The organism is Streptomyces sp. NPDC006872 (genome assembly GCF_040635845.1).
Classification (GTDB): Bacteria; Actinomycetota; Actinomycetes; order Streptomycetales; family Streptomycetaceae; genus Streptomyces.
In genome coordinates this window covers 718,952-734,989 of record NZ_JBEYIL010000001.1, presented here as the reverse complement: position 1 = coordinate 734,989, position 16,038 = coordinate 718,952, and the positions used below count along the sequence as shown (strand labels likewise).

Here is a 16,038-nt window from a genome sequence, read left to right as displayed (position 1 = left end):
CCCAGCCGCAGGGCTGTTACAGCCAGCCCTTGTCCCGGGCGATCCGTACCGCCTCCGCCCTGTTGCGTACCGCCAGTTTCTGGATCGCCGTCGACAGGTAGTTGCGGACCGTGCCCTGGGACAGGTGCAGGGCCGTGGCCAGTTCCGCGTTGGTGGAGCCGTCGGCCGCCGCGCGCAGGACCTCCCGCTCGCGGTCGGTCAGCGGGTTGGCGCCCTCCGCCAGGGCCGCGGCGGCGAGCGTGGGGTCGATGACCCGCTCGCCCGCCAGGACCTTGCGGACCGCCTGCGCGAGTTGGGCGGCGGGGGCGTCCTTGACGAGGAAGGCGTCGGCGCCGGCCTCCATGGCGCTGCGCAGATAGCCGGGGCGGCCGAAGGTGGTGAGGACGACCAGCTTCAACCGCGGGAGTTCCCGGTGGAGTCGGGCCGCCGCCTCGATGCCCGTCGCGCCCGGCATCTCGATGTCGAGGAGGGCCACGTCGACGTCGTGGGCGTGGGCGGCGGCGAGGACCTCGTCGCCGCGCGCCACCTGGGCGACCACCTCGATGTCGTCCTCCAGGCCGAGCAGGGCCGCCAGGGCCTCGCGGACCATCGACTGGTCCTCGGCCAGCAGGACCCTGATCGTGCCACCACTCATGAGCGGGATCCTACGTCCGGCACCGGACCGGCCGGGACCCGGGCGGTCAGCCGGAAGCCTCGCTTGCCACCGCCCGTCTCCAGAGCGCCGCCCGCCTTCTCCAGGCGCTCGGTGAGGCCGGTGAGGCCGTTGCCGGGGCCCTTTCCGGAGCCGCCGGCGCCGTCGTCCTCGACGGAGAGTTCCAGGACGGGACCGTCGAGGGTCTGGCGGCGCACGAGGTCCACCGTGCAGCGGTCGGCGCCACTGTGCCGGACGACGTTGGTGATCGCCTCGCGCAGGGCCCAGGCGAGGGCGGACTCGCTGTCCTCGGGGACGCCGTCCAGGTCCGGTTCGGCGGGGATCGCGACGGTGATGCCGGCCGCCGTCAACGCGACCTGCGCACCCGCGAGTTCGGAGGCCAGGCGGGGGCGGCGGTAGCCGGTGACGGCCTCGCGGACGTCGACCAGCGCCTGCCGGCTGACCTGCTCGATGTCGGCGACCTGCTGGGCGGCCTTGTCGGGGTGGTCGGGGAGCATCCGGCCGGCCAGCTCGCTCTTGAGGGTGATGAGGGAGAGGGAGTGGCCGAGGAGGTCGTGCAGATCCCGGGCGAGGCGCAGGCGCTCCTCGTTGGCGGCGAGCTGGGCGACCGTGGCCCGGGCCCGGCGCAACTCGATCGTCGTACGCACCAGTTGGCTCACGCCCGTCATCGCGAAGCCGATGAGCAGGACCAGCAGCAGGAGGTTGAGCGCCTCCTCCTCGTCGGTGCGCAGGCCGACGAGGAGCAGCGTCGCGCCCGTGGCCGGGATCGTCCAGAACGCCACCCGCAGCGGGAGCACCATCCCGCAGGCCACGGAGACGTAGCAGTACAGGCCGAGCCAGGCGGAGCCGAGGGTGAGGGACAGGACGGTGGCGAGCACCGCCAAGGAGCCGATGAGGGCCCCGATGAGCTTCGACGGGTAGGGCGTGGCCCCCATGTCCCGGAAGAGGAGCGAGAGGTAGCCGGCCACGAACACCGCCAGGCCCAGCCAGCCGGCCACCGTGCCGCCGGTGGTGTGGTCGCCGGAGACGAGGTCGTGGACCGGCGAGCTGAGGAACACCAGCCAGACGCCGATCCACAGCGCCTTGCGCCGCCACAGTTCGCGCCGGTTGCGGGCCGGTTGCCCGATCGGGATCAGCGGCTCCCGCCGGGCCTCCTGGGACAGCTGGTCGTCGGTCATGCCGCTCACGCCTTCAGCGTGTCCTTCCGGTACAGCCAGGCCGCACCGCCCGTGAACAGGACGAAGAAGACGGCCAGGACGACGATGTCCTTCGCGTGCGGGGCCTGGCTCTGCTCGATCGCCTGCCCCAGGGCAGCGTACGCGTGCGTCGGCACCCACTTGGCGATGTCCTGCAGCCAGGTCGGGAAGGTCGTCGTCGGCATCCACAGGCCGCCGAGGATCGACAGGCCGAAGTAGGTGATCATCGTGATCGGGCGGACCGCGTCCCCGCTCGCGAGGTAGCCGATCGCCACGCCGAGGGCCGCGAAGACGAGGCTGCCGGCCCAGATCGCGCCGGTGAGCGCGAGCCACTGCCAGGCGTCCAGCCGGACGTCCTTCACGGCCGCGGCGACCGCGAAGACGACGACGATGGACGGCAGGCTCACCACCGCGGCGCTCGCCGTCTTGGCGAGGACGTAGCCGCGCCCCGGCAGGGTCGTCAGGCGCAGCTGGCGTACCCAGCCGCTCTGGCGCTCCTTGGCGATGCGCTCGCTGTTGCCCATCAGGACGGCCGTGAGGGCGCCGAAGGAGGCCATCGACACCATCATGTAGGTGGGCAGGGTCAGGCCCGTGCCGTCGACCTTCTCCGTGCCGTCGGCGCTGCCCGCGATGAGCAGGAACAGCACGGACGGGTAGATCACCGAGAAGAACAGGAACTTGCGGTTGCGCAGGGCGCGGGTGAGCTCCAGCTTGATCAGGCCGTTCACTTCGACTTCGCCTCCTCGGCGGTGGTGAGGGCGACGAAGGCCTGTTCCAGGCCGAGCCCGGCGACCTCGAGGTTGCGGGGGTAGAGGCCGAGGCCGTAGACCGCGTGGACGGTGGCGTCGGCGTCGGTGGACTGGATGCGGACGGTCCGGCCCGAGACGTCGAGGGCGGTGAGGAACGGCAGGGCACGCAGGGCGGCCTCGTCGATCTCGCCCGCCGGGCCGGCGTCCAGGTCGACGTCCAGGTCGAAGGCGATCCTGCGCGCCTCCGCCTTGGCCTTGATCTCGGCCGCCGTGCCGTCGGCCAGCAGCCGGCCCCGGTGCAGGACCAGCACCCGGTCGGCGATCGCGTCGGCCTCTTCGAGGTAGTGGGTGGCGAACAGGACCGTGCGGCCCTGGTCGGCCTGCTCGCGCATGGTGGCCCAGAACGCCTGCCGGGTGGTGACGTCCATGCCGGTGGTGGGCTCGTCCAGGACGATCAGGTCGCTGTCGCCGGCGGTGGCCAGGGCGAACCGGACGCGCTGGGCCTGGCCGCCGGAGAGCTTGTCGACCTTGCGGTCGGCGATCTGGGTGACGCCCGCGCGGGCGAGCACGTCGGCGGGCCGGTACGGCCTCGGGTGCAGGGCGCAGGCGAGCCGGACCAGTTCGGCGACCGTCACCTCGTCCATCAGGCCGCCGCTCTGCAGCATCGCGCCGACCCGCCCGGTGACGATCGCCTCGCGCGGGGTGGCGCCGAAGAGGCGGACAGTGCCGCTGTCGGCGTGCTTGAGGCCGAGCAGCAGGTCGAGGGCGGTCGACTTGCCCGCGCCGTTGGGCCCGAGCAGCGCCACGGTCTCCCCCGGGCGCAGGGCCAGGGTCAGGCCGTCCACGGCCCGTACGTCCCCGAAGCTCTTGGTCACCTGGTCGAACCCGACCACCGGTGCTGTCGTCGTCATGACGGCAATGGTCGTCCTGGGTACCGGGCGGGCGGCAGTGTCGGCCGTCCACGGTGCCGCATGACAGATGTCATACGGCACCGCGGCGTCGGACAGGTCCTAGCTGGGGTCGGTGTCGATGACGCCGGTCCGGTCGGTCTTGCTGACCAGGGCCGGGCGCAGCGCGCTGATGACGTCCTGGACGGTGACGGCGGTCTTCTGGCCGGTGCCGCGGGTGATCAGGACGCCGTCGAAGGCGTTCCCGTACAGCTCCTTCAGGGCGGCCTGGTCGTAGCTCTCCACCAGCTTGCCGTCGACGGCCTTGACGCCGAGGAACTTCCACAGGGAGTTCTTCGGGCTCATCGGCACGGAGTGCGCCGCGTCGGTCTCGACCGTGACCCTGTCGGACATCGCCGGTTCGGCGAACTCCTTCATCATCCGGTCGACCTCGGCGTCGGTGATCGTCGGCTGCTTGGCCGTGGTCGGGACCTTGACCGGGGTGGTCGTGCCCGTGTCGACCTGGGCGCGGTAGGCCGCCACGACGGAATCCGCGGCCTTCGCCGCGTCGATGCCCTTGCCCGCCTTGCCGTAGACGGCGACGGCCTTGCCGGACTCGAACTTGATCGTGCCCTCGGTGGCCGAGCCGGAGCCGCCCGCGGCGGTCGCCAGAGCCGCCTGGAGCTTCTCCTCGTCGACCGGCATCTCGGGCTCGACCTCACGGTGCTGCCCGAACAGCGAGCCGATCACGGAGATCGGGTTGTAGTCGCTCTTGGCGGCGGCGTCGACCGTGGCCGGCATGTCGAACTGCAGGCCCGCCTGGTCCGGCTTGAGGGTGACGGTGGCGCCGTCCACGGACAGCTTCAGCGGCGTGACGGCCCGCTTCTCGAAGGCGTCGTCGAGCTTCTTGACGGCGTCGTCGCGGGTGCCGCCGCCGATGTCCACGCCGAGCACGGTGGTGCCCTTGGGCACGTCGGAGTGGTTCATCAGCAGGCCGGCGCCGTAGAGGCCGATCCCCGCGACGACCACCAGGCCGCCCAGCAGGGGGGCCTTGCTGCGGCCCTTCTTCTTTTTCTTCTTCTTGGAGTCGCCCGCGGCCGGGCTCGGCCTGACCTGCTCCGAACCGTGCGGCGGGGTGCCCGGCCCGTCGGTGCGTGCGGGGCCCGGCGGGAAGGATCCGCCCGGCCCGGGCTGGCCGCCGGCGGGCACGACGGGGATGCCGCTGGTGACGGTGTGCCCGGAGACGTTGTCGACGGGCCGCCCGCCGTAGCCGCCCGCGCCCGGTTCGGGGGCGGGCTTCTGCGGGGTGAGGATCGCGGTGTCGTCGCTCAGACCACCGCCGGGGAGACGACCGGTGCCGGGGGCGGTGCCTGGTCCGGCGCCGGGGCCGGCGGAACGCGGGGCGCCGGGCGGGCGGGTCGCGGCGGGGGCGCCGGCCACCGGGGGCACCATCGGGCCGTCGCCGGTGACCGGGCCGCCGGTCGGGCCCGCGGGGCCGCCCTGCGGGCCGCCTCGGCCACCGGGGCCGCCGGGGCCGTCCGGACCGTTGAAGTCGTAGGAGCCGCCGAAGCCGTTCGGACCGGTCTGGCCCTGCGGACCGCCGAGCCCGTTCGGGCTGCGCCGGCCGCTCTGACCGTTCTGGCCGTTCTGACCGTTGTCGGAGAAGTACGGCAGGTTGTCGCGGCGCGGTTCGGCGGGGCCGCCGCCCTGAACCTGCCCCGGGCCCTGGCCCTGGCCCTGGCCCGGTCCCTGCACCTGGCCCGGACCTTGACCCTGGCGGCCCTGACCCTGGCCCTGGCCCGGTGCCTGGCCCGGACGGGGGCCGTTGCCGAGCGGGCCCACGGCCAGCGCCTCGGTCACGTCGAAGGAGCCGGTTCCGCCGCCGTGCCCCGGAGCCACGGGACCTCCGGTGGCGCCGCCGGGGAGCCCCGCACCGTTGGTGCCGCCGGGGCGGGGACCGCCCGACAGGCTCATGGAGCCGACCACGCCACCAGGACGCCCGGCGCCCGGCCGCGCACCGCCGGGCGCGCCGGTACCGGACCCGGCCGCGGTTCCGGCCGCCGGGCCGCTCGCGGGCGGCGTACCCGCCCCGGCGGCCGAACCGCCCGGGATTCCGGCTCCGTTGGTGGCGCCGCCGCCCTGACCGCCCTTGCCCGCCGAGGACTTACGAGGCGCGAACCAGTCGCTTCTCTTCTCCTCCGCGGAGGGCGCGGGTTCGCCGGGCAGCCTGAACGAGCCGGTCTCCGACGAGACCGAGCCGGCGGCGCCCGCAGCTGCCGGCGGCGGCGCGTCGGCGCCGGGGTCGGCTTGGGGGTTGCCGCCGGGGCCGGGGCTGTCGTCGCCCGTGCTCTCGGCGTCGGCCACGGGGGTGCGCACGACGACCGGCGGAATGGGCCGCGATCCGGGGATGTTGATGCGGATCCGGGTCGTCAGCGTGGTCTCGGTCTTGCGTTCCTCCGGCCGCGCGGCCGAACGGCCCGCGTCCGTACCGCCGTCGGACACCACGGGGGTGCCGTACGGCGGCGTGCCCGAGGGGTATGCGGCTCCGCCGCGCCCGTTGGGCCCGGAGGACGGACTGTCAGTTTCACGACTCAAGGCAGGTTCTCCAGGTTGGCTCCGCCGCCCGCCACGGCCTCACGGGCAGCTCGGCGGCGCGCACCACCATACTGGCCACTTCTGGCCCGTATCCCACGACCGTCAGGGAAACCCACACGGGACTCCCACCGGTACCCCAGGGTGAAGTGGTACGTCACTTGCCAAGTCGGACGTCGTCGCCGACCGGTTGCCGCCCCAAACCAATGGTGGCGCAGATCACAGCAAGTGCCATGCCACCGAGCAGGAAGAGGTAGGAGCCGCCTCCCGCGCCGAACAGGAAGTCTCCCTCGGGACGGCCCGCGGTGCTCAGGATGACGGAGATCATCCAGCCGGCGGCGGGCGCGACGGCCCCGCCGCGGCTGTCGAGGGCCCGCGCCCCGCCGATGAACAGCCCGGCCGCGCCGGCGAGCGCGAGGAGCAGGCCGCCCGGGAACCAGCCGGCCTGGACGAGCGCTCCGGCGAGTCCGGTGACCGCGCCGAGCAGCAGAAGTCCCACGTAGGCGACGGCCCGTCCGGCGGGGGGCAGCTGGAGCGGCTGGGCGAGCATCGAGCCACGGTCGGACATCAGGCCACCTCCTCGTCGCCGATACCGGCGAACAGGTCGGTCTCCCTCTTCTCGGCGGACTCGCCGCCGGACGCTCCGCGGACGAGTTCGTAGTACTCGGCGGTGAAGAGGGGCTGGGCGAGTCCGTTCGACAGGGCGAAGGACCGCCCGTCGGGGGCGACCTCGATCTGGGTGGCGTGCGCGCGCATCGCGGCCGCCTTGGCGCCCGCGTACGCGGCGGTGGCGTCGATCTCGGCGGTGACGCGGTCGTCGTCGACGACACCCGGTACGTCGGCGACGGCGCCGGCCTCGGCGAAGGGCAGCCGCGGAAGCTCTTCCCGCAGGTGCGCGAAGGCGGCCTCGGCGAGGGAGCGTGGGACGCGGTTCCAGTACACCTTGGGGATGCGCCGGCCGGCGCTCTCGGCGAGCTCCACCGCCCGCATGGCGACGCGGTGGGCCTGGATGTGGTCGGGGTGGCCGTAGCCGCCGTGCTCGTCGTAGGTGACGAGCACCTGGGGGCGCACCTCGAGGATCACCTCGACGAGGAACGCGGCGGCTTCGTCGACGTCGGCCTGCCAGAAGCAGGCGGGGTCGTCGTTGTCGGGGATGCCCATCATCCCCGAGTCGCCGTAGCGGCCGGCGCCGCCGAGCAGACGGAAGTCCCGCACGCCGAGTTCGGCCATGGCGGCGGCGAGTTCCCGCCGCCGGCACTCGCCCAGGGCGGCGCCGGTCAGATGCCGCAGCTCGGGCGGGATGACCTCGCCGCGTTCGCCGAGGGTGCAGGTGACCAGGGTCACGTGAGCGCCCTCGGCCGCGTACCTGGCCATGGTCGCGCCGTTGTTGATCGACTCGTCGTCCGGGTGCGCGTGCACCAGCAACAGACGCCGGCCGGGCAGTTCCGTCATGGGGCCACCCTACGAGGCGGCCGACCCGTCAGAACTTGAGGCTGCCGATCACGTCCGCCACGCTCGTGGTCAGATCGCTGATCGTGGGCGCGATCGTCGAGGACGCCAGATAGAAACCGAGCAGGATGCAGACGACAGCGTGACCGCCCTTCAGTCCTGACTTCTTGATCAACAAGAAGACGATGATCGCCAGCAGCACCACCGCCGAAATCGAGAGTGCCACGGCGGCTCACCTCCAAGAACCCGGGAACGTGGGGGCAAAAACAGAGCGAGACAACTTGTAAATCCATACAACTGCCAGCAGGTTCATACCCACAGTGCGCTAGTGATCATAACTATCAGTACGTGCGCATCTCTCGGCGCACGGCCGCACAAGGGGGCGCATGGCCAATATGGTCGGCCCATGACGACCGAGTCCGACTCCTTCCCCCGCAGGCACGCCCGCACCCAGCGTTTCACCCTCGGCGCGCCGCGTTCGTTCACGGTGGCTCCCGACAGCTCCCGGGTCGTGTTCCTGCGTTCAGGCTCCGGCACGGACCGCGCGGGCGCACTGTGGGTCCTCGACCCCGCGGACGGCACGGAACGCCTGGCGGCCGACCCGCCCGCCCTGCTCGGAGGCACCGCGGAGGACCTCTCCCCGGCGGAACGGGCGCGTCGTGAACGCAGCCGTGAGGGCGGTGCCGGGATCGTCGGCTATGCCACCGACGAGGCCGTCGAGCTGGCGTCTTTCGCCTTGTCAGGGCGGCTTTTCACGGCCGAGCTGCGGGCCGGGACGGCCGCCGAACTGCCGGTCCCCGGACCGGTGATCGACCCCCGTCCTTCCCCCGACGGCCGGCTCGTCGCCTACGTTGTCGGAGGCGCCCTGCGGGTGGTCGGCGCCGAGGGTGCGGACGACCGGGCGGTCGTGGAACCGGAATCGGAGACGGTTTCCTATGGATTGGCCGAGTTCATCGCGGCCGAGGAGATGGGTCGCTCGCGCGGGTTCTGGTGGGCCCCGGAGTCGGATCGGCTGCTCGTGGCGCGGGTGGACGACACGCCCGTGGAGCGTTGGTGGATCTCCGATCCGGCGCAGCCGAAACGTGACCCACAACACGTGCCTTATCCGGCTGCCGGGACGCCCAACGCGGACGTACGACTGTTCCTCTTCGGGCTCGACGGGGTGCGCACGGAGGTCGTCTGGGACCGGGCGCGTTACCCGTATCTGGCGCGAGTGCACTGGTCAGGGGCGGGGGCGCCGCTGCTGCTCGTACAGGCGCGCGATCAGCGCAGTCAACTGTTCCTCGCCGTGGACACCGACTCCGGGACGACCCGGATGGTGCACGCGGACGAAGATCTGATTTGGCTGGATCTTTTCCCTGGAGTGCCCTGTTGGAGCCCCTCCGGACAGCTGGTCCGGATCGCCGACGAGGGCGGCGCCCGGGTCCTCGCGGTCGGCGAACGTCCGCTGACGGGAGCCCAGTTGCACGTACGGGCGGTGCTGGACGTCACGGCCGACGACGTACTGGTCTCCGCCTCGGCCGGGGAGGACGCGGCCGCGCCGGAAATCGGCGAGGTGCATGTCTACCGCGTCAACGAACTGGGCGTCGCGCGCGTGTCCGAGGAGCCCGGTGTGCACTCGGCGGTGCGGGCGGGGAACGTGACCGTTCTGGTGTCGGCGGTGCCGGACCGGCCGGGCAGCGTGGCGCGGGTGCTGAAGGACGGGAAGCCGACGGGGATCGTCCGGTCATATGCGCAGGATCCGGGCCTGTCCCCCCGCGTGCGGCTCATCGAAGGGGGCGCACGGCGCGTCCCGTGCGCCGTGCTCATGCCTACGGACTACCCCGGTGACACCTCATCCTCCTCGTCCGGCCCCCTCCTCCCCGTCCTGCTGGACCCCTACGGCGGTCCGCACGGGCCCCGGGTGCTCGCCGCGCACAACGCCCATCTGACCTCGCAGTGGTTCGCCGACCAGGGCTTCGCGGTGGTCGTCGCCGACGGCCGGGGCACCCCGGGCCGCTCCCCCGGCTGGGAGAAGGCGATCCACCACGACTTCACGGTCAGCCTCGACGACCAGATCGACGCCCTCCAGGATCTGGCCAAGAGCCACCCCCTCGACCTCTCCCGGGTGGCGATCCGCGGCTGGTCCTTCGGCGGCTGGCTCGCGGCCCTCGCGGTACTGCGCCGCCCCGACGTCTTCCACGCGGGCATCGCGGGCGCGCCGGTGACCGACTGGCGGCTCTACGACACCCACTACACCGAGCGGTACCTCGGCGACCCGGCCGCCTCCCCGGAGGCGTACGCGAAGAGCTCGCTCATCACCGACGAGGGGCTCTCCGCCCCCGCCGAGCCCCACCGCCCGCTGATGATCGTCCATGGACTGGCCGACGACAACGTGGTCGTCGCCCACGCCCTGCGGCTGTCCTCGGCGCTGCTGTCCGCCGGGCGGCCGCACGAGGTGCTGCCGCTGTCGGGCGTCACCCATATGACCCCGCAGGAGCAGGTCGCGGAGAACCTGCTGCTGCTCCAGGTGGACTTCCTGAAGCGCTCGTTGGGGCCGGCGTAGGCCCGTGGCGCCGTAGGCACGGCAACGGGCCGGGAGACATGGCGCTCCCGGCCCGTTTACGGCACCCGCACGGCCGTACGCTGTTCAGACTGGCGCGTCCGTATATCGGAATCGGGTCAGCCAAGTTGCCTGCGTGTTAACGCGGTTGGTGTGCGTTTGGTGCCTTATGACATCCCCTCACCATGATCGTCCTCCGGTGGGACCACCTGTTTCTCCTCCGCGAAGTGGCAGGCCGAGTCGTGGGCCGCGGGGCCCGTCGCGAGCCGGAACTCCGCCGGGACCGCCAGCGCCGGCACCTCCTGCGCGCAGCGCTCCCGCGCCTTCCAGCAGCGGGTGCGGAAGCGGCAGCCGGAGGGGATGTTCGTCGGGGACGGGACGTCGCCCGTCAGGATGATCCGCTCCCGGTGCTCCCGCGCCTCCGGGTCCGGCACCGGGACCGCGGACAGCAGGGCCTGGGTGTACGGGTGGGTGGGGTGGTCGTAGATCTCGGCGTCCCGGCCGATCTCCACGATCCGCCCGAGGTACATGACCCCGACCCGGTCCGAGATGTGGCGGACGATCGAGAGGTCGTGGGCGATGAAGAGGTACGAGAGGTCGAACTCGCTCTGCAGCCGGTCCAGCAGGTTGATCACCTGCGCCTGCACCGACACGTCCAGCGCGGAGACCGGTTCGTCGGCGACGATCACCTCCGGGCGCAGGGCGAGGCCGCGCGCGATGCCGATGCGCTGGCGCTGGCCGCCGGAGAACTGGTGCGGGTAGCGGTTGATGTACTCGGGGTTGAGGCCGACGACGTCCAGGAGATCCTGGACCTTTCGGCGCCGGTCGCCCTTGGGGGCCACCTCGGGGTGGATCTCGTACGGCTCTCCGATGATGTCGCCGACGGTCATCCGGGGGTTGAGGGAGGTGTACGGGTCCTGGAACACCATCTGGATGTTGCGGCGGACCGCCCGCAGGGCCTTGCCCGACAGACGGGTCAGATCCTCGCCCTTGTAGCGGATCTCCCCCGCCGTCGGCTTCTCCAGGTTGACCAGCATCTTGGCGACCGTGGACTTGCCGCAGCCGGACTCCCCGACGATGCCGAGGGTCTCGCCGCGGTGGAGGGTGAAGTCGACCCCGTCGACGGCCTTCACCGCTCCGATCTGCTTCTTGAACAGGATGCCCCGGGTGAGCGGGTAGTGCTTGACCAGCCCGCTCACTTCGAGGATCGGCTCGGCGGCCGAGGTACTAACCATGGAGGCACTCCCTCCAGAAGTGGCAGGCGCTGGTGCGGTCCGTCCGGTCCGCGTCCGACTCGTCGACCTCGTACAGCGGGGGCACGTCCGTGCGGCACACGTCCTGGGCCATCGGGCAGCGCGGGTTGAAGGCGCAGCCCGGCGGGATGTTCATGAGGTTGGGCGGCAGGCCCTTGATGGCGTAGAGCTCATGGCCCTTCTGGTCCAGGCGCGGGATGGAGTCGAGCAGGCCGCGGGTGTACGGGTGGGCCGGGGCCTTGTAGATGTCGTGGACGGGGGCCGACTCGACGATCCGGCCCGCGTACATGACGGCGATGCGGTCGGCGACGTCGGCGACCACGCCGAGGTCGTGGGTGATGAGGATGAGCCCCATCCGGTACTCGCGCTGCAACTCCGCGAGCAGGTCCATGACCTGGGCCTGGACGGTGACGTCGAGGGCGGTGGTGGGTTCGTCGGCGATGATGAGCGCCGGTTCGAGCGCGAGCGCCATCGCGATCATGATGCGCTGGCGCATACCGCCGGAGAACTGGTGCGGGTAGTCCTTGACCCGTTCCCGGGCGGCCGGGATGCGGACGTGGTCCATCAGCTCGACGGCCTTGGCCCGCGCCTCCTTGCGGGACATCCCGCGGTGCACGGTGAACATCTCGCCGAGCTGGTCGCCGACCGACAGCACGGGGTTCAGGGACGACAGGGCGTCCTGGAAGATCATCGCCATCTCGGCGCCCCGGACCTTCCTGCGCTCCTCCTCCTTGAGCTTCAGCAGATCCCGGCCCTGGAAGAGGATCTCGCCGCCGGTGATCCGCCCGGGCGGCATGTCGAGGATGCCCATGACCGCCTGAGCGGTGACGGACTTCCCGGACCCGGACTCGCCGAGCACGGCGAGCGTCTCGCCCGCGTCCACGCCGTAGCTGACGCCGTTGACGGCCCGGGCGATCCCGTCCCGGGTACGGAACTCCACGTGCAGATCACGCACTTCGAGCAGCATCCGTCGTCACCTCAGCTTCGGTTCGAAGGCGTTGCCCACCGGCATCACCGAACACACCCCCGCGCCAGGCACGGCGGCCGGCGGCCACTGCCCCGACCGGGAGCGGAACCCCGCCCTCGCATCACGTACGTGCACGCGCATCCGTCGTCACCTCAGCTTCGGGTCGAGGGCGTCGCGGACCGCGTCGCCGAGCATGATGAAGGCCAGGACCGTGACGGCCAGGGCGCCCGAGGGCCAGAGCAGGGCGTGGGGGGCGTTGCGGATGTAGGGGGAGGCGGCGGAGATGTCGATGCCCCAGGAGACGGTGGGCGGCTTCAGGCCGACGCCGAGGTAGGACAGGGTCGCCTCCAGCGAGATGTACGTGCCGAGCGCGATGGTCGCGACCACGATCACCGGGGCGACCGCGTTCGGGGTGATGTGGCGCAGCAGCAGGCGGGAGTTGGAGGCGCCCAGGGCGCGGGCGGCCTGGACGTAGTCGTTCTGTTTGGCGGTGATCACCGAGCCGCGGGCGATCCGGGAGATCTGGGGCCAGCCGAGCAGCACCATGAACCCGATGACCGGCCAGACCGTATTGCTGGTCACCACGGAGAGGAGGACGAGTCCGCCGAGGACGACCGGGATGGCGAAGAAGATGTCGGTGATCCGGGACAGGATCGAGTCCCCGGCCCCGCCGAAGAAGCCCGCGAGTCCGCCGAGGACGCTGCCGAACAGGGCGACGCCGAGCGTGGCCAGGACGCCGACCGTGACGGACGTACGGGCGCCGTAGACGGTGCGGGTGTAGACGTCGCAGCCCTGGCCGTCGAAGCCGAAGGGATGGCCGGGCTGGGAGCCCTCCTGGGCCTTGGCGAGGTTGCACTGCAGGGGGCTCTCCCAGGTGATGGCCCCGGGCCAGAGCGAGATGAAGACCAGGAAGAGGATGATCAGACCGGCGACGATGAACACCGGGTTGCGGCGCAGGTCGCGCCAGGCGTCGGACCAGAGGGAGCGGGGCTTCTCCGAGGGGCCGGTGCCCTGGGGGCCGTCCGGCGTCGTCTCGAGCGTTTCGCCCTCTGCCGTCGCCAGGTCCATCGTGCCGCCCATGCCGGTGTCGGCGATGACGCCCTCTTCCGGCGTGCGGGCCGCGCCCTGCAGGTGGTGTTCCCCGGGCGTCGGCTCAGGCATAGCGGATCCTCGGGTCGAGTACGGCGTACAGGAGGTCGACGAGCAGGTTGGCGACGAGGAAGACCAGGACCAGCACCGTCACGAAGCCGACGACCGTCTGGGTGTTCTGGCGCAGAATCCCCTGGTAGAGCTGGAAGCCGACGCCGTGGATGTTGAAGATGCGCTCGGTGACGATCGCGCCGCCCATCAGCGCCCCGATGTCGGTGCCGATGAAGGTGACCACCGGGATGAGCGAGTTGCGCAGCAGGTGGCGGGTGACGACCCGGCGGCGGGGCAGCCCTTTGGCGACGGCGGTGCGGACGTAGTCGGAGCGCTTGTTCTCGGCGATGGAGGTGCGGGTCAGGCGGGTGACGTAGGCGAGGGAGACCGAGGCCAGCACCAGGCCGGGCACGATCAGCTCGCCGAAGGTGGCCTCCGAGGAGACCGACGGCTTGATCCAGCCCCATTCGACGCCGAGCAGCAGTTGCAGCAGCAGGCCGGTGACGAAGGTGGGGACGGAGATCACGACGAGGGTGAGCAGCAGGACCCCGGTGTCGACGGGCCGGCCCCGACGCAGGCCCGTGACCACACCGAGGGCGATGCCGATGACGATCTCGAAGAGGATCGCCACGATCGTCAGCCGGATGGTGACCGGGAACGCTGTGGCCATCAGCTCGGTGACGGGCTGTCCGTTGAACGCCGTCCCGAAGTCTCCGGTGAAGACGTTCCCCATGTAGGTCAGGTACTGCTGCCAGACCGGCTTGTCGAGGCCGAACTCCTTCTCCAGCTGGGCGGCGGTGGCCGGATCGCACTGGCGGTCGCCGCACAGGCCCGCGACGGGGTCGCCCATCACGTTCACCATCAGGAAGATCAGCAGCGTGGCGCCGATGAACACCGGGATCATCTGGAGCAGACGCCGGATCACATACCGGCCCATGGCGGGTCAGCTGACCTTGATCTCGTTGTAGACCGGGACGGAGAACGGGTTCAGCTTGACGTTGGAGAGGCGCTCCGAGTAGCCGGCGCTGCCGTTCTGGTACCAGAGGGGGATGGCGGCCATGTTGTCGCGGACGACCTCCTCGGCCTGCTGGAAGGTCTCCACGGCCTTGGCGGTGTCGGTCTCGGCGTTGGCCTGGTCGACGAGCTTGTCGAACTCCTCGTTGGACCACTTGCCGTCGTTGGAGGAGGCGTTGGTGTAGTAGAGCGGCTGGAGGAAGTTCTGGATGAGGGGGTAGTCCATCTGCCAGCCCGCCCGGAACGGGCCGCTCATCTTCCGGTCGGTGATCTGGCCGCGGAAGTCGGCGAAGGTGCCGACCGGGTTGCCGACGCAGGCCTTGTCGTTGTCGAGGGCGTTGTTGATCGAGTTGCAGACGGCGTCGACCCACTGTTTGTGGGATCCGGTGTCCGCGTTGTATGTGATCTTGACCTGGCCGCCGGGGAGCCCGCCGCCCTCCTCGATGAGCTTCTTGGCCGCGTCGGGGTCGTACTCGCAGGCGTCTCCGCACAGGCCTTCCTTGAAGCCGCCCTCCTCGCCGAGCACCGGGGAGGTCCAGTCGGTGGCGGGGGTGCGGGTTTTCTGGAAGATCGTCTCGGTGATCTGCTTGCGGTCGATCGCCCGGGAGAGGCCGGTGCGGACCTTGTCCGAGCCGGTGGTGTTCCACTTCTTGTCGTAGAAGGGGAAGGCCAGGGTCTGGATGATGCCGGCGGGGGTGTTCAGATAGCGGTCGCCGAGGTCGTTCTTGACGTTCTTGAGCTGGGCCGCGGGCACGTCGTCGACGAGGTCGAGGTTGCCGGCCAGCAGGTCGGTGTAGGCGGTGTTGTTGTCGGTGTAGACCTTGAGGGTCACACCGCCGTTCTCCGCCTTGTCGGTGCCGGGGTAGCCGTCCCACTTCTTCAGGGCCATCTGGGAACCCTTAGCGTAGGAGTCGATCGTGTACGGGCCGTTTCCGATCGGTTTCTTCAGCCAGCCCGCGTGGTCGGTGAAGAAGGACTGGGGCAGCGGGGCGTAGGCGGGGTAGCCCAGAGTGTCAGGGAAGGTGGAGAACTTCTGCTTGAGCTTGACGGTGAAGGTCTTGTCGTCGACCACCTTGAGCCCGGCGAGGGCGCCGGCGCTCTGGGCGCTGCCGTCGGCGGGATGGACCGCGGTGTAGCCGTCGATGTACTCGAAGAAGTACGCGTTCTTCTGGTTGTTCTTCAGACTGGCGCCGTAGTTCCAGGCGTCGACGAAGGATTTGGACGTCACTTTTTCGCCATTGCTGAACGTCCAGCCGTCCTTGACGGTGATGGTGAAGTTCTGGGAGTCCGTGGTCTCGATCTTCTCGGCCAGCATGTCCTCGGCGGCGCCGGTCTCCGGGTTGTACTTCTTCAGGCTCCGGAAGATCATGTCCAGGACCTTGCCGCCCTGCACCTCGTTGGTGTTGGCGGGTTCCAGCGGGTTCTGCGGGTCTCCCCAGGAGGAGCTGAGCACCGCGCCGCCGTCGCCGCCCCCGCTGTCGCTCCCCCCGCCCCCACAGGCCGTCGCCGCGAGCGCTGCCGCCGCCGCGCATACGGCCCACTTGGCGTGCGTGGCTCCGCGCATGGATGCCTCCTCATTGACCGCGCCTTTACCTGA

The 16,038-nt window shown here is 71.0% G+C and carries 14 protein-coding genes; 1 reads left to right on the top strand and 13 read right to left on the bottom strand.

The genetic code is table 11. The annotated features are described in order from the left end of the window. Positions 1-16 precede the first annotated feature (16 nt). From ABZ725_RS03420 to ABZ725_RS03385, 8 genes are all read right to left on the bottom strand, one after another. Positions 17-634: a response regulator transcription factor gene (locus tag ABZ725_RS03420; protein WP_351916753.1), complete on the bottom strand. Its 618-nt coding sequence runs from the start codon at positions 632-634 to the stop codon at positions 17-19. Then, the gene (locus ABZ725_RS03415) at positions 631-1,830 is read right to left on the bottom strand and encodes a histidine kinase (protein WP_358801370.1); all 1,200 of its coding nucleotides are present in this window, start codon (positions 1,828-1,830) and stop codon (positions 631-633) included. The genes ABZ725_RS03420 and ABZ725_RS03415 overlap by 4 nt, the downstream gene beginning before the upstream one ends. Positions 1,831-1,835: 5 nt before the next feature. After that, on the bottom strand, positions 1,836-2,576 hold the full coding sequence (locus tag ABZ725_RS03410) for an ABC transporter permease (RefSeq protein WP_358801096.1): 741 nt from the start codon (positions 2,574-2,576) through the stop codon (positions 1,836-1,838). Beyond that, positions 2,573-3,508: an ABC transporter ATP-binding protein gene (locus tag ABZ725_RS03405; protein WP_358801095.1), complete on the bottom strand. Its 936-nt coding sequence runs from the start codon at positions 3,506-3,508 to the stop codon at positions 2,573-2,575. The genes ABZ725_RS03410 and ABZ725_RS03405 overlap by 4 nt, the downstream gene beginning before the upstream one ends. Before the next feature lie 99 nt (positions 3,509-3,607). Next, positions 3,608-6,079, bottom strand: coding sequence for a hypothetical protein (locus ABZ725_RS03400; RefSeq protein ID WP_358801094.1), 2,472 nt, complete (start codon positions 6,077-6,079; stop codon positions 3,608-3,610). 154 nt (positions 6,080-6,233) lie between these two features. Beyond that, positions 6,234-6,644: a DUF6113 family protein gene (locus ABZ725_RS03395; RefSeq protein WP_351916761.1), complete on the bottom strand. Its 411-nt coding sequence runs from the start codon at positions 6,642-6,644 to the stop codon at positions 6,234-6,236. Beyond that, entirely contained in the window at positions 6,644-7,528 is an 885-nt protein-coding gene (gene mshB / locus ABZ725_RS03390) for an N-acetyl-1-D-myo-inositol-2-amino-2-deoxy-alpha-D-glucopyranoside deacetylase (protein ID WP_358801093.1), read from the bottom strand. The genes ABZ725_RS03395 and mshB overlap by 1 nt, the downstream gene beginning before the upstream one ends. A 28-nt stretch (positions 7,529-7,556) precedes the next feature. Next, positions 7,557-7,751 carry a hypothetical protein gene (locus ABZ725_RS03385; protein ID WP_351916765.1) on the bottom strand — a complete coding sequence of 65 codons (195 nt, stop codon included), beginning with the start codon at positions 7,749-7,751 and terminating at the stop codon, positions 7,557-7,559. A gap of 180 nt (positions 7,752-7,931) precedes the next feature. Between ABZ725_RS03385 and ABZ725_RS03380 the strand changes: the two genes are divergently transcribed. Then, positions 7,932-10,070 (top strand): prolyl oligopeptidase family serine peptidase, encoded by a 2,139-nt coding sequence (locus ABZ725_RS03380; RefSeq protein ID WP_358801092.1) that lies wholly within the window; start codon positions 7,932-7,934, stop codon positions 10,068-10,070. 164 nt (positions 10,071-10,234) lie between these two features. Here ABZ725_RS03380 and ABZ725_RS03375 read toward each other — a convergent pair whose 3' ends face one another. From ABZ725_RS03375 to ABZ725_RS03355, 5 genes are all read right to left on the bottom strand, one after another. Then, positions 10,235-11,302, bottom strand: coding sequence for a dipeptide ABC transporter ATP-binding protein (locus tag ABZ725_RS03375; RefSeq protein WP_358801091.1), 1,068 nt, complete (start codon positions 11,300-11,302; stop codon positions 10,235-10,237). Next, the gene (locus tag ABZ725_RS03370; protein ID WP_351916771.1) at positions 11,295-12,287 is read right to left on the bottom strand and encodes an ABC transporter ATP-binding protein; all 993 of its coding nucleotides are present in this window, start codon (positions 12,285-12,287) and stop codon (positions 11,295-11,297) included. Before ABZ725_RS03370 ends, ABZ725_RS03375 begins: the two co-directional genes overlap by 8 nt. 147 nt (positions 12,288-12,434) lie before the next feature. Further along, the gene (locus tag ABZ725_RS03365) at positions 12,435-13,448 is read right to left on the bottom strand and encodes an ABC transporter permease (protein WP_358801090.1); all 1,014 of its coding nucleotides are present in this window, start codon (positions 13,446-13,448) and stop codon (positions 12,435-12,437) included. Then, positions 13,441-14,364 (bottom strand): ABC transporter permease, encoded by a 924-nt coding sequence (locus tag ABZ725_RS03360; RefSeq protein ID WP_358801089.1) that lies wholly within the window; start codon positions 14,362-14,364, stop codon positions 13,441-13,443. The genes ABZ725_RS03365 and ABZ725_RS03360 overlap by 8 nt, the downstream gene beginning before the upstream one ends. A 6-nt stretch (positions 14,365-14,370) precedes the next feature. Beyond that, positions 14,371-16,005: an ABC transporter substrate-binding protein gene (locus tag ABZ725_RS03355; RefSeq protein ID WP_358801088.1), complete on the bottom strand. Its 1,635-nt coding sequence runs from the start codon at positions 16,003-16,005 to the stop codon at positions 14,371-14,373. Positions 16,006-16,038: the final 33 nt, after the last annotated feature.